This window comes from Pseudomonas sp. A0308, assembly GCF_044218815.1.
In the GTDB taxonomy this organism is placed as follows: Bacteria; Pseudomonadota; Gammaproteobacteria; order Pseudomonadales; family Pseudomonadaceae; genus Aquipseudomonas; species Aquipseudomonas iridis.
The window spans coordinates 5,417,642-5,432,769 of sequence record NZ_CP162581.1; the positions used below are offsets into that span (position 1 = coordinate 5,417,642).

Annotated in this window: 3 protein-coding genes; 2 read left to right on the top strand and 1 reads right to left on the bottom strand. The window is 61.6% G+C overall.

What is annotated here, in order from left to right:
- Positions 1–63: 63 nt before the first annotated feature.
- The gene (locus AB4P92_RS25150; RefSeq protein ID WP_395598331.1) at positions 64–1,077 is read left to right on the top strand and encodes a GNAT family N-acetyltransferase; all 1,014 of its coding nucleotides are present in this window, start codon (positions 64–66) and stop codon (positions 1,075–1,077) included.
- A gap of 111 nt (positions 1,078–1,188) precedes the next feature.
- On the opposite strand, the gene AB4P92_RS25155 is transcribed toward AB4P92_RS25150, so the two are convergent.
- Positions 1,189–1,743, bottom strand: coding sequence for an RNA polymerase factor sigma-70 (locus AB4P92_RS25155; protein ID WP_395598332.1), 555 nt, complete (start codon positions 1,741–1,743; stop codon positions 1,189–1,191).
- Positions 1,744–2,110: 367 nt separating this feature from the next.
- Between AB4P92_RS25155 and AB4P92_RS25160 the strand changes: the two genes are divergently transcribed.
- Positions 2,111–15,109, top strand: a complete 12,999-nt coding sequence (locus AB4P92_RS25160; protein ID WP_395598333.1) for a non-ribosomal peptide synthetase — start codon at positions 2,111–2,113, stop codon at positions 15,107–15,109.
- Positions 15,110–15,128: the final 19 nt, after the last annotated feature.

Sequence of the window (15,128 nt, forward strand, 5' to 3'; positions counted from 1 at the left end):
AATTTTTTACCCTCGAGTCACGTCACATCGTTGAACTGTCGACGATTATCGTGAGCCCGACCCATGTCCAACCTGAATGACCTGACTGCCCTGGCCCTGCCTTCGGGCAGCCAGTTGGTAGCCGATGCAACCGAAAGCCGTTTGAGCCTGAGCCTGGACGGGCAACCGCTGATTCGCCTGCGCCTTGATCGCGAGGCCACAGGGCCGATCCAGATCGACGAGCGTTTCGCCTTGCCGCCCGGGCAAGCCCTGTGGGCAGCCTGTTATTGGTTATTTGCTCGAGACCCGGCGTGCCAGCAATTGACCTGGCAACTCGACCAGCCGCCAACCGCAGCCTTGCTCAGTGGTCTGTTGGTGAGCACTGAAGTGGCCGGCGAATACCGCTGCGAGCGCACGCTATTCTGGCAACTGCCGCAACCGTGGCTCGGCACATCGCTGACTGGCTGTTATCCGCAACAAATGATGATCAGCCAGGGCAAGCGCCACCCGCTGCGGCCGGTGAAGCCTCGCGGTGAAGTCTATCGGCGTTTTGATGCGCGCCTTGGTGCCTGGATTTCTCTGCGCACGGTCGAGATCGAAGCAGACCTGCCGCGCTTCAATCGCTGGCAGAACAACCCGCGAGTCGCCAGTTTCTGGGAAGAGCAAGGCAGTCTCGATCAGCATCGCGAATACCTGAGCAAACTCGACGCCGATCCGCACACGCTGACCCTGATCGGCTGTTTCGACGATCAGCCATTTGCCTATTTCGAAGCCTATTGGGCCAAGGAAGATCGCATCGCGCCGTTCTACGATGCCGACAATTACGACCGTGGCATTCACATGCTGGTGGGGGAGGAGGAGCACCGTGGCCCGCACAAAGTGGCGAGTTGGTTGTCGGCACTGGTGCATTACCTGTTTCTCGACGAACCACGGACTCAACGGGTCGTCGCCGAGCCGCGTGCCGACAACGCGAAGATGATCGGCTACATGCAAAACCAATGCTTTCACTGCGAAAAACAATTCGACTTCCCGCACAAACGTGCAGCGCTGATGATGTTGGGGCGTGAGCGGTTTTTTGATCGGTGCACGTTGGCTTGATATTGCCGTAAAGCAAAAGATCGCAGCCTTGGGCAGCGCCTACACGGGTTTCGCGTTAACCGTGTGGGAGCTGCCCAAGGCTGCGATCTTTTTTGTGCGGACGACGCGGTCTTAACGACGACCCACAGCCATCGAATCACGGCGATTGCCCGACACCTTGCGGCAGTGCACCAGCGCATCACGAATCATGAAGTTGACCAGGGTCGGCGATACGCCGAGCTCCTTGGCGATGTCCTTCTGCGGCACACCGTGCAGGCGATACATCTCGAACGCATAGCGCGTACGACTCGGCAGCTCGGTCAGCGCATCGGCGATGTTTTCCAGGGTCGAGAAGTTGATGTGCGAGATTTCCGGCGAAGCACCTTGAATGACCACGTTCAACCCTTCCTCTTCAGGGCCGGAGTACTTCTGCTCCAGCGCCTGTTTGCGGTAGTGATCGATCGCAAGGTTGCGCACGATCTGGAACAGATAACTCAATTGCGCCTTGATCGACGAGGTGATCGGCGGTGCCGACTGCAGTCGGAAAAACGCATCCTGGACCACGTCTTCGGCGCGCGAACGACAGCCGGTAATGCGTGCTGCAATCTTGACCAGAATCAGTCGATTGTCGACGAATGCCTGAAGTAGCGGTGAATCGCACCTGCTTGTGGATACTTGTTCCGTCATGGAAATCACCTTACTGCCAATAGGTTAGTGGGGCGCCCGGGGGCGGGGCCGCCCTACACATCGAGCGACAAATTATGTTGAATGATAATGATTGTCAAATGAGAAAGAGAAACAATCCATTGAATTATTGTGATCTGAGAACTGCGACACGCCGCCGCACCCCGCCCCCATTAGCGATCCCGTCTGCCGACTAATTATTTCCAGACGTCATCCGTTCTCATTGGTGAATGGTTCCGGATAAAGACTCCCGGCCAGACAGCATTCCCATGCCTTGCGCGGTCGGCGTAGACCGTGCCCTGCATGCCCTGGAAGGGCGTGTCGCAGCAACTCGATTCCACTAGCAAGCCGAATTCAGGCAGGAAACCTCATGACCGACGCGTTCGAACTCCCCAGCACCCTGGTCCAAGCCCTCCAGCGCCGCGCGGCCCTGACGCCGGATCGGCTGGCCTTGCGTTTTCTTGCCGAAAACGAAGAGCAGGCTGTGGTACTCAGCTATCGCGAACTGGACCAACGCGCGCGCACCATTGCCGCTGCGTTGCAGGCCGAGACCGAGTTTGCTGATCGTGCGGTGCTGCTGTTTCCTAGCGGCCCGGATTACGTTGCGGCGTTCTTTGGTTGTCTGTATGCCGGAGTGATCGCGGTGCCGGCCTATCCACCGGAATCGGCCCGCCGTCATCATCAAGAGCGCCTGCTGTCGATCATTGGCGACGCCGAACCGCGCCTGCTGCTGACCAGCGCGGACTTGCGCGATGCCTTGCAACAGATCGAAGGCGCACCGCCGCTGTTGTGCGTCGATACCCTCGACAGCGCTTTGGCCGAGCGCTGGGTTGAACCGACGCTGCCGGCCGATCACATCGCTTTCCTGCAATACACCTCCGGCTCGACCGCGCTGCCCAAAGGCGTGCAGGTCAGCCACGGCAATCTGGTCGCCAACGAGCTGCTGATTCGCCACGGTTTCGGCATCGACGTGAACCCCGATGACGTCATCGTCAGCTGGCTGCCGCTGTACCACGACATGGGTTTGATCGGCGGTCTGTTGCAGCCGATTTTCAGTGGCGTGCCGTGCATCCTCATGTCGCCGGCGTACTTCCTCGCTCGGCCATTGCGCTGGCTCGAAGCGATCAGCCAATACGGCGGCACCATCAGCGGCGGACCGGATTTCGCCTATCGCTTGTGCAGCGAGCGGGTCAGTGAATCGGCGCTGGATCGTTTGGACCTCAGTCGCTGGCGCGTGGCCTATTCCGGCTCGGAGCCGATCCGTCTCGACACCAACGAACGCTTCGCCGAAAAATTCGCGGCGTGTGGTTTCAGTGCCGACAGTTTCATGGCTTCGTACGGTCTGGCAGAGGCCACGCTGTTCGTCGCCGGCACGCCGCGGGGCAAGGGTATTCCTGCGCTGCGCGTGGACGATCAGGCGTTGGCGCAAAACCGTGCAGAGCCGGGCGATGGCAGCGCAATCATGAGTTGCGGCATCAGCCAGCCAGAGCACGCGGTGCTGATCGTCGAGCCAACCCGTCTTGAAGAACTCGCCGACAATGCCGTCGGCGAAGTCTGGGCGGCCGGCCCGAGCATCGCGCACGGTTACTGGCGCAACCCCGAGGCCAGCGCCAGGACTTTCGTCCAGTACGCCGGCCGCACCTGGCTGCGCACCGGTGACCTGGGTTTCATGCGTGACGGCGAACTGTTCATCACCGGTCGCCTGAAAGACATGTTGATCGTGCGTGGCCATAACCTTTATCCGCAGGACATCGAGAAGACGGTCGAGAGCGAAGTGGAAGTGGTGCGCAAGGGCCGGGTCGCCGCGTTCGCGGTGACTCAGGACGGCGACGAAGGCATCGGGATCGCAGCGGAAATCAGCCGCAGCGTGCAGAAAATTCTGCCGCCAGAAGCGCTGATCAAAGCTATCCGCCAAGCGGTGGCCGAGGCTTGTCAGCAAGCACCGAGCGTGGTGGTGCTGCTCAATCCGGGCGCATTGCCGAAAACCTCCAGCGGCAAATTGCAGCGTTCGGCTTGCCGCAGTCGTCTGGCCGATGGCAGCCTCGACAGCTATGCGGTGTTCCCGTCAGATGAAGCGCAAGGTGCCGAATCGACCCTGCAAGCTTCCGAGCTCGAAGCACTGATCGGCAAGATCTGGGCTGCGCAACTGAACGTCAAACAGGTCAATGCCGACGATCACTTTTTCCTGCTCGGCGGCAACTCGATTGCTGCCACGCAAGTGATCGCCCGAGTGCGCGAAGAGCTCGGTCTGGCGCTGAGCCTGCGTGTGCTTTTCGAAGCACCGACCTTGTCCGCGTTCGCCGCTGCCGTGGCCCGGCAACAAAAGGATGGCGGTAGCGTTCAAGGCGAAATCACTTCCCTGTCGCGCACGGAGCCAATGCCACAATCGCTGGCGCAAAATCGCTTGTGGATCACCTGGCAACTCGATCCGCAAAGCAGCGCTTACAACATTCCGGGGGCGCTGCGGCTACGCGGCGAACTCGATGAAGACGCCCTGCGCGCAAGCTTCCAGCAACTGATCGAACGCCACGAATCCCTGCGCACGCGCTTCTTCGAACGCGACGGCGTGGCGCTGCAACAAGTCGATGCTGCGGCTGAATTCAACCTGCAACTGATCGACATCAGCGACTTGCCGCTCAATGAACGTGAAGCACGCGCTGAGCAAATCCGCGAGGACGAAGCGCGTAGCCAGTTCGATCTGGAAAAAGGCCCGCTACTCTGGGTGACGCTGATTCGCCTTGATGATGAAGATCACCAGTTGCTGGTGACGTTGCACCACATCATCGCTGACGGCTGGTCGCTGAACGTGTTGATTGATGAATTCTCGCGCCTGTACGCCGCCGGTTCCCAAGGCCAGCGCACCGAGCTCGCGCCATTGCCAACCCAGTACGCCGACTACGGCAGCTGGCAGCGCCAATGGCTGGCGCACGGCGAGGGCGAGCGGCAACTGGCCTACTGGAAAGCGCAGTTGGGCGATGAGCACCCGACGCTGGAACTGGCCACCGATCATCCGCGTTCGGCGCAGCGCATTCGCAGTGCCGCGCGCCACAGCGTACGTCTGAGCGTCAGCCTGAGCGAAGCCATTCGGCAGACTGCCCAAGCGCACGATGCCACACCGTTCATGCTCTTGCTCGCGGCGTTCCAGAGCTTGCTGCACCGTTACAGCGGTCAACGCGATATTCGCATTGGCGTGCCCAATGCCAACCGTCCACGTCTGGAAACCCAAGGCCTGATCGGCTTCTTCATCAACACTCAGGTGCTGCGCGCCGACGTTGAATCACGCCAGTCGTTCACTGACTTGCTGGAGCAAACCCGCGAGGCTGCACTCGGCGCACAAGCCCATCAGGACCTGCCGTTCGAACAACTGCTCGAAGCCTTCCCGCAGGCCCGCGAACAAGGTTTGTTCCAGGTCATGTTCAACCATCAGCAACGTGACCTCAGCGCACTCAAACGCCTGCCCGGTCTGCTCGCCGAAGAGTTGCCGTGGCACAGCCGCGAAGCCAAGTTCGATCTGCAATTGCACAGTGAAGAAGACCGCAACGGTCGCCTGACCTTGTCCTTCGACTATGCCGATGAGCTGTTCGACGCCGCGACCATCGAGCGTCTGGCTGAGCATTTCAGCAATCTTCTGCGCGATGTCTGCGAACGTCCGCACCACACCATCGGCGATCTGCAACTGTTGACCGAAAGCGAAATCGATCAGCAAAAAGACTGGAGCAGCGCCCCGTGCGCCAAGGCTGAGCAATGGCTGCCGGAGTTGCTCAACGAACAACTGCGCCTGACTCCGCAACGCACCGCGCTGGTGTGGGAGGGCGGCAGTCTCGATTTCGCCGAGCTACATGCTCAATCCAATCGACTGGCGCATTACCTGCGCGACAAAGGTGTCGGCCCGGATGTCTGCGTGGCCATCGCGGCCGAGCGTTCGCCGCAGCTGCTGATCGGCCTGCTGGCGATCATCAAGGCGGGCGGCGCTTATGTGCCGCTCGATCCGGATTACCCGGCCGAGCGTCTGGCCTACATGCTCAGCGACAGCGGCGTCGATTTGCTGCTGACGCGGACCGAATTGCTCGATCGCTTGCCGGCCCGCGAAGGCGTCAGCGTCATCGCCATGGATGCCCTGCATCTGGAAAACTGGCCAAGCCAGGCCCCGGGTCTGCACCTGCACGGCGACAACCTCGCCTACGTGATTTATACCTCCGGTTCCACCGGTCAACCGAAAGGCGTCGGCAACACCCACGCGGCACTGGCTGAACGTCTGCAATGGATGCAGAACACTTATCGCCTCAACGAAACCGACGTGCTGATGCAAAAAGCACCGATCAGTTTTGACGTGTCGGTGTGGGAATGCTTCTGGCCGCTGATCACGGGTGCGCGCCTGCTGATTACTGCACCGGGTGAGCACCGTGATCCGCATCGCATCGCCCGGCTTGTGCAGGAATATGGCGTGACCACGCTGCACTTCGTGCCGCCGCTGCTTTCGCTGTTCATCGACGAGCCGCTCAGCGCCGAATGCACCAGCCTGCGCCGGGTGTTCTCCGGAGGCGAAGCGTTGCCAGCCGAGTTGCGCAACCGCGTGCTGGCGCAACTGCCGGCAGTGCAACTGCACAACCGCTATGGCCCGACTGAAACCGCGATCAACGTCACCCACTGGCATTGCACCGCCGCTGATGGCGAGCGCTCGCCCATTGGCCGACCGCTGGGCAACGTGATTTGTCGCGTGCTCGACGCTGACCTCAATCCTGTACCTGCGGGCGTTCCCGGTGAGCTGTGCATCAGCGGTATCGGTCTGGCGCGTGGTTATCTTGGTCGCCCGGCGCTGACCGCCGAACGTTTTGTGGTCGATCCATTGGGCGAGCAGGGTGCTCGCTTGTACCGCACCGGTGACCGTGCACGCTGGACTGACGATGGCGTGATCGAATACCTCGGCCGTCTCGATCAACAGGTCAAACTGCGTGGTTTTCGCGTCGAACCGGAAGAAATCCAAGCACGTCTTCTCGCCCAGGACGGTGTCGCCCAAGCCGTGGTGCTGGTGCGTGAAACCGCTGCTGGCGCGCAGCTGATCGGCTACTTCACGGCGACCGATGCCAGCGCAGACGAGGACGCGCAAATCGCCCGACTGAAAACCGCACTGGCCACCGAACTCCCTGAGTACATGGTCCCGGCGCAACTGATGCGCCTCGACGCAATGCCGCTGAGCCCGAGCGGCAAACTCGACCGCCGCGCCTTGCCCGAGCCGCAATGGCAAGTGCGTGAGCATGTCGAACCGGTCACTGAACTGGAGCAACAGATCGCCGCGATCTGGCGCGAAGTGCTGGGCCTGGCGCAAATCGGCCTGCGCGACGATTTCTTTGCCCTCGGCGGTCATTCGCTGCTGGCCACGCAAATCATCTCCCGCTCCCGCCAGGCCTGCGACGTCGAATTGCCGTTGCGCGCCTTGTTTGAACACAGTGAGCTCGGTGATTTCGCCGAACAGATTCGCCAGATCCAGGTCAGCGGTCGCACCAACCAACAGCCGCCGATCGAAAAAGTCGACCGCACCCAGCCAGTGCCGTTGTCCTACTCCCAGCAGCGCATGTGGTTCCTCTGGCAGATGGAGCCGGACAGCCCGGCGTACAACGTTGGCGGCATGGCGCGCCTGCGTGGCGTGTTGCATGTCGAACATTTCGAGGCGGCGTTGCAAGCGCTGATCCTGCGTCACGAAACCCTGCGCACGACGTTCCCGAGTGTCGACGGCGTGGCCCGTCAGCAGGTGCATGCCGAGACTGGCGTGCGGATGGGCTGGAAAGATTTCTCGAAACTCGCGGCTGACCTGAGTGAGCAAAAAGTCCAGCAACTGGCCGACGCAGAAGCGCATCTGCCGTTTGATCTGGAAACCGGTCCGCTGCTGCGCGCCTGTCTGGTCAAGACTGCCGAGCATGAGCATTACTTCGTCCTGACCTTGCACCACATCGTCACCGAAGGCTGGGCAATGGACATTTTTGCCCGTGAACTCAGCGCGTTGTACGAAGCGTTCGTCGATGATCGCGATTCGCCGCTGGAGCCTTTGCCGGTGCAGTACCTCGACTATAGCGTCTGGCAGCGCAACTGGCTGGAGTCCGGCGAGCGCCAGCGTCAACTCGACTACTGGACCGCGCAACTGGGCCGCGAACATCCGCTGCTGGAGTTGCCGGGTGATCGTCCGCGTCCACCGGTGCAGAGCCATCAGGGTGAACTGTTCCGTTTCGATCTCAGTGATGACCTCGCTGCGCGGGTCCGGGCGTTCAATGCGCAAAACGGCCTGACCCTGTTCATGACCATGACCGCCGCACTCGCCACGCTGCTTTACCGCTATAGCGGCCAGACCGATCTGCGCATCGGCGCGCCGGTGGCCAACCGTATCCGCCCGGAAAGCGAAGGGCTGATCGGCGCGTTCCTCAACACTCAGGTGCTGCGTTGCCAGCTCGACGGGCAGATGTCGGTCGGCGAATTGTTCGAGCAGGTGCGCCACACCGTCATCGAAGGGCAGTCCCATCAGGATCTGCCGTTCGATCATCTGGTTGAAGCCTTGCAGCCACCGCGCAGCGCCGCTTACAACCCGCTGTTTCAGGTGATGTGCAACGTGCAGCGCTGGGAATTCCAGCAGAGCCGTATGCTCGCCGGCATGACCGTCGAGTACCTGGCCAACGATGCGCGGGCGACCAAGTTCGATCTCAACCTGGAGGTCACCGACCTTGACCATCGCCTGGGCTGCTGCCTGACGTACAGCACTGATCTGTTCGATGAGCCGACCATTGCGCGCATGGCCGGACATTGGCGCAACCTGCTGCAAGCGCTGATCGCCGACCCGCAACAACGTATCAGCGAACTGCCGCTGCTGGACGCACCGGAGCAACAGCGACTGCTCGACAGCCTCGGCGTCGAGCCGGGAGAGCATCGTCTCGATCAGTGCATTCATCACCTGTTTGCCGAGCAAGCGCTGCTGCGCAAAAATGCGCCAGCCCTGACCTTTGCCGGCCAGACCTTGAGCTACGCCGAACTCGACGCTCGCGCCAATCGTCTGGCCTGGGCCCTGCGTGAGCGTGGTGTTGGCCCGCAAGTGCGCGTTGGTCTGGCGCTTGAACGTTCGCTGGAGATGGTCATCGGCCTGCTGGCGATCCTCAAGGCCGGCGGTGCCTATGTGCCGCTCGATCCGGAATATCCGCTCGATCGTCTGCATTACATGATTGAAGACAGCCGCATCGGTCTGCTGCTCAGTGACCGCGCGATGTTCAACGCGCTCGGCGAGCTACCGTCGAGCGTGGCGAGTTGGTGCCTGGAAGAGGACAGCGCCGCACTGGCCGAGTATCCGTCCACCGAGCTGCCATTTATCAGCCTGCCGCAGCATCAGGCCTACCTGATTTACACCTCGGGCTCGACCGGTAAACCGAAAGGCGTGGTGGTGTCCCACGGCGAAATCGCCATGCATTGCCAAGCCGTCATCGAGCGTTTCGGCATGCGCCCTGACGACTGCGAGTTGCACTTCTATTCGATCAACTTCGACGCTGCGACCGAGCGCTTGCTGGTGCCGCTGCTCAGCGGCGCGCAGGTTGTGTTGCGGGCGCAAGGTCAGTGGGATGCCGAAGAAATCTGCGGGCTGATCCGCACCCATCGCATCAACGTCCTGGGTTTCACCCCGAGCTACGGCAGCCAGTTGGCGCAGTTCCTCGCCACGCAAAACGACATTCTGCCGGTGCGGATGATCATCACCGGTGGCGAAGCGCTGACCGGCGAACACCTGCAACGGATTCGTGCGGCGTTCAAACCGAGCCTGTTTTTCAACGCCTATGGCCCGACCGAAACCGTGGTCATGCCGCTGGCCAGCCTGGCCCCGGACGTGCTCGAAGAGGGCGCCGGCAGTGTGCCGATCGGCAGCGTGATCGGCGCTCGCGTGGCGTACATTCTCGATGCCGATCTGGCGCTGGTGCCGCAAGGCGCGACCGGTGAATTGTTTGTCGGCGGCGCCGGTCTGGCGCAGGCTTATCACGACCGTCCGGGTATCACGGCCGAACGGTTTGTCGCTGACCCGTTTGCCGCTGATGGTGGACGCATGTATCGCACTGGCGACCTGGTGCGCCAGCGTGCCGACGGTCTGGTCGAGTACCTGGGACGGATCGACCATCAGGTGAAAATCCGTGGGTTCCGTATCGAACTCGGCGAAATCGAAGCGCGCTTGCTTGATCACGATGCGATCCGCGAAGCGGTGGTGTTGGCGCTGGATGCGCCGAGCGGCAAGCAACTGGTTGGCTACCTTGTCACCGAGCTTGCCGAGCACAGCGAGGCTGAACAAGCTCAACTGCGCGAAGCACTGAAGGCGCACCTCAAGGCGCAACTGCCGGACTACATGGTGCCGACCCACCTGATTTTGCTGGCGAACATGCCGCTGACCGCCAACGGCAAACTGGATCGTCGCGCACTGCCGGCGCCGGACCCCGAACTTAACCGTCAGGACTACGTGGCGCCGAGCAACGAGCTCGAACAAACCCTGGCGCAGATCTGGTGCGAAGTGCTTAACGTCGAACAGGTTGGCCTCAACGACAACTTCTTCGAGCTGGGTGGCGATTCGATTCTGTCGATTCAAGTGGTCAGCCGCGCGCGTCAGCAGGGCATTCCTTTCAGTCCGCGTGACCTGTTCCAGCATCAGACCGTGCAAACTCTCGCCGCAGTGGCCAGCCGCACCGAGTTGGTGACGGCCGAGCAAGGTCTGGTGGCTGGTGAGTCGCGACTGACGCCGATTCAGCACTGGTTCTTCGACACCGATATTCCTGAGCGTCAGCACTGGAACCAGGCGTTGTTGCTGGAACCCACTGTGGCATTGGCGCCGCAGCTTTTGGAGCAAGCGCTACTGGCGGTGATCGAGCAGCACGACGCCCTGCGTCTGCGCTTCACCGAGGTGGGCGGTCAGTGGCAAGCGGCACATCAACCGATCGCGGATGCCGTTGTTTTGTCACCCGTACGCGTCGCCTCGATGGACACGTGCGAGGCGCTGTTCGCCGATGCTCAGCGCAGCCTTGATCTGGAACACGGTCCGCTGCTGCGTGCCCTGTTGGTCGATGGCCCGCACGGTCAGCAACGCCTGTTCATTGCGATTCATCACTTGGTGATCGACGGCGTGTCGTGGCGCGTTTTGCTCGACGATCTGCAAACCGTGTATCGCCAGCTCGACGCCGGGCAGTCGGTGAAACTGCCGGCGAAAACCAGTGCCTTCAAGGACTGGACGGCACGGCTGCAGGCTTACGCCGGTAGCGAATCACTGCGCGAAGAACTGAACTGGTGGCAGACCCAACTGGCCGGCCCGAGCGCCGATCTGCCGTGTGAAAATCCGCAGGGTGGCCAGCAGAATCGCCATGCGCAAACCGTCAGCGTGCGTCTCGATGCCGAGCGCACCCAACAATTGTTGCAACAGGCGCCGAGTGCTTATCGCACGCAGGTCAACGACCTGCTGCTGACCGCATTGGCCCGTGTGCTGTGCCGCTGGAGCGGCCAACCGTCGGCGCTGATTCAACTCGAAGGCCACGGCCGCGAAACCCTGTTCGACGAGATCGACCTGACCCGTACCGTCGGCTGGTTCACCAGCGCCTATCCATTGCGCCTGACCCCGCACAACATCGAAGAGGCCGCCGGGCAGGGCGCTTCGATCAAGGCGATCAAGGATCAGTTGCGCGCCGTGCCGCACAAAGGCCTGGGTTATGGCGTGCTGCGTTATCTGGCTGATGACCTCAGCCAACGCAGCATGGCCGCGCTGCCGAATGCGCCGATCACCTTCAACTACCTCGGCCAGTTCGACCAGAGTTTCGGCAGCGAAGCGCTGTTCCGTCCGTTGGACGAGCCGGTCGGCGCGGCCCACGATCCGCAGGCGCCGTTGCCGAACGAGTTGAGCGTCGACAGTCAGGTCTACGGCGGTGAGTTGCTGCTGCGCTGGACCTTCAGCGCCGAGCGTTATGAAGCGCAGACCATCAATGATCTGGCCGACGCCTACCTGGGCGAATTGCAAAGCCTGATCGAGCATTGCCTGCAAGACGAGGCCGGTGGCCTGACGCCGTCGGACTTCCCGCTGGCGAAACTGACCCAGGCGCAACTCGATGCGTTGCCAGTGCCGGCCGCGCACATCGAAGACGTCTATCCGCTGACGCCGATGCAGGAAGGCATGTTGCTGCACACGCTGCTCGAACCTGGCACCGGTCTGTACTACATGCAGGATCGCTATCGCATCAACAGCGAACTCGACCCCGAGCGTTTCGCTCAAGCGTGGCAAGCCGTGGTCGGTCGTCACGAAGCGTTGCGTGCCTCGTTCTGCTGGAACGTTGGCGAAGATATGCTGCAAGTGATTCACACGCCGGGTCGCACGCCAATCGAGTATCTGGATTGGAGCGCCATCAGCGACGCCGAGCAGGAACCCAAGCTGCAAGCGCTGCTCAAAAGCGAGCGCGAGGCCGGGTTCGATCTGCTCAGCCAGGCACCGTTCCACCTGCGTCTGATCAAGGTCGGCGCGGCGCGCTACTGGTTCATGATGAGCAACCACCACATCCTCATCGATGCCTGGTGCCGTTCGCTGCTGATGAACGATTTCTTCGAGATCTACACCGCGCTTGGCGAAGGTCGCGAAGCTCAACTGAGCGTGCCGCCGCGTTATCGCGATTACATCGGCTGGCTGCAACGTCAGAGCCTGGCGGAGGCGCGCCAGTGGTGGAAGCAGAACCTGCAAGGGTTTGAACGCACCACGCCGATCCCGAGCGACCGCCCGTTCCTGCGTGAACATGCCGGCGAAAGCGGCGGCATGGTCGTCGGTGACCACTACACCCGCCTCAATGTTGCGGATGGCGCTCGACTGCGTGAACTGGCCCAGGCTCATCAACTGACTATCAATACCTTCGCCCAAGCGGCATGGGCGCTGGTGTTGCGGCGCATGAGTGGTGATCGCGACGTGCTGTTCGGTGTGACCGTTGCCGGGCGTCCGGTGGACATGCCGGAAATGCAACGCACCGTTGGCCTGTTCATCAACAGTATCGCGCTGCGGGTGCAGATGCCGGCGGACGATCAGCGCACCAGCGTGCGGCAATGGCTGAGCGGGTTGCTCGACAGCAACATGCAACTGCGCGAGTACGAATACCTGCCGCTGGTGAGCATTCAGGAACAGAGCGAATTGCCGAAAGGTCAGCCGCTGTTCGACAGCCTGTTTGTGTTCGAAAACGCGCCGGTAGAAGTCTCGGTACTGGACCGCGCGCAGAGCCTCAACGCGACCTCGGATTCGGGCCGGACCCACACCAACTTCCCGCTGACGGCGGTGTGCTACCCGGGCGATGACCTTGGGCTGCACCTGTCGTATGACCAGCGTTACTTCGACGAGTCGACGGTCGAACGCATGCTCGGCGAGTTCAAGCGTCTGCTGCTGGCGCTGGTCGACGGTTTCCATGGCGACATGGCCGATCTGCCGATACTGGGCAGTGAGGAGCAGGACTTTGTGCTCCACGGATGCAACCAGAGCGCCCACGACTATCCGTTGGAGCAGAGCTACGTTTCGCTGTTCGAAGCGCAAGTTGCGGCGCATCCGGAGCGCATTGCCGCCAGTTGCCTCGATCAGCAATTGAACTATGCGCAGCTGAACCGCAATGCCAACCGTCTCGGCCATGCTTTGGTCGCAGCCGGGGTGCAAATGGATCAACCGGTGGCGTTGCTGGCTGAGCGTAATCTCGATCTGCTCGGCATGATCATCGGCAGCTTCAAGGCTGGCGCGGGTTACCTGCCGCTGGATCCGGGTCTGCCGAGTCAGCGCCTGCAACGGATCATTGAGCTGAGCCGCACGCCCGTAATGGTGTGCAGCGAGGCGTGCCGTGAACAGGCGCAGACTTTGCTCGACGAGTTTAGCTGTGCCAATCGTCCACGCTTGCTGGTGTGGGAAGAGGTGCAAGCGCTGGCGACATCGGTGCAAAACCCCGGCATTCACAGTGGTCCGGACAACCTCGCTTATGTGATCTACACCTCGGGCTCCACCGGCCTGCCGAAAGGCGTGATGGTCGAGCAGCGCGGCATGCTCAATAACCAGTTGAGCAAGGTGCCGTACCTGAATCTGACGGCGACTGATGTCATCGCGCAAACCGCTTCGCAGAGCTTCGACATTTCGGTCTGGCAGTTCCTAGCCGCGCCGCTGTTCGGCGCGCGGGTCGACATCGTGCCGAATACCATTGCTCACGATCCGCAAGGTTTGCTGGTGCATGTGCAGGCCCAGTGCATTACCGTGCTGGAGAGTGTGCCGTCGCTGATTCAGGGCATGCTCGCCTCGGATCGTCTGAGCCTCGACGGTCTGCGCTGGATGCTGCCGACCGGTGAAGCAATGCCGCCGGAACTGGCGCACCAGTGGCTGCTGCGTTACCCGGACATTGGTCTGGTCAATGCTTACGGCCCGGCGGAATGCTCGGATGACGTGGCGTTCTACCGCGTGGACATGGCGTCGACACGCGGCAGTTATTTGCCGATCGGTACGCCGACCGACAACAACGTGTTGTACCTGCTGGATGGCGCGCTGGAGTTGGTGCCGGTGGGCGCAGTGGGCGAGTTGTGCGTGGCAGGCACGGGTGTCGGTCGCGGCTATGTCAGCGATCCGCTGCGCACCGCGCCGGTGTTTGTGCCGAACCCCTTCGGCGCTCCGGGCGAACGCTTGTATCGCACCGGTGACCTAGCGCGACGCCGTAGCGATGGCGTGCTGGAATACGTCGGTCGCGTCGACCATCAGGTGAAAATTCGCGGTTACCGGATCGAATTGGGTGAAATCGAAGCGCGTCTGCACGAACAACCGGAAGTCCGCGATGCGGCGGTCGGTGTGCAGGAAGGCATCAATGGCAAGCATCTGGTCGGCTATCTCGTGGCCGCGGATTCTGCGCTAAACCCGAGCGAACGCCTGGAGCGCATCAAGCAACGCCTGCGCAGTGAACTGCCGGAATACATGGTGCCGCTGCACTGGCTGTGGCTCGCGCAACTGCCGCTCAACGCCAACGGCAAGCTTGATCGCAAGGCCTTGCCGGCACTGGAAATCGGTCAGTTGCAGAGCCAGGATTACCTGGCGCCGCGCAACGAGCTGGAGCAAACCCTGGCAGATATCTGGGCCGAGGTGCTGAAGATCGAGCAGGTTGGTGTGCGCGACAACTTCTTCGAACTCGGCGGTCACTCGTTGCTCGCCACGCAGATCGCCTCGCGCGTACAGAAAGCCCTGCAACGCGATGTGCCGCTGCGGGCGATGTTCGAATGCAGTACGGTGGAGGAACTGGCCGAGTACATCGATGGGCTGGCGGCCAGTGAAATCACAGAGGAGAAGGTGGATCGGTTGAATGATCTGATGGCGGAGCTGGAGGGTCTTTAACAGCAAAAGATCGCAGCCT

Coding starts and splice junctions, on each gene's coding strand:
- AB4P92_RS25150 (WP_395598331.1), top strand. CDS start 64: ATGTCCAACCTGAATGACCTGACTGCCCTGGCCCTGCCTTCGGGCAGC.
- AB4P92_RS25155 (WP_395598332.1), bottom strand. CDS start 1,743: ATGACGGAACAAGTATCCACAAGCAGGTGCGATTCACCGCTACTTCAG.
- AB4P92_RS25160 (WP_395598333.1), top strand. CDS start 2,111: ATGACCGACGCGTTCGAACTCCCCAGCACCCTGGTCCAAGCCCTCCAG.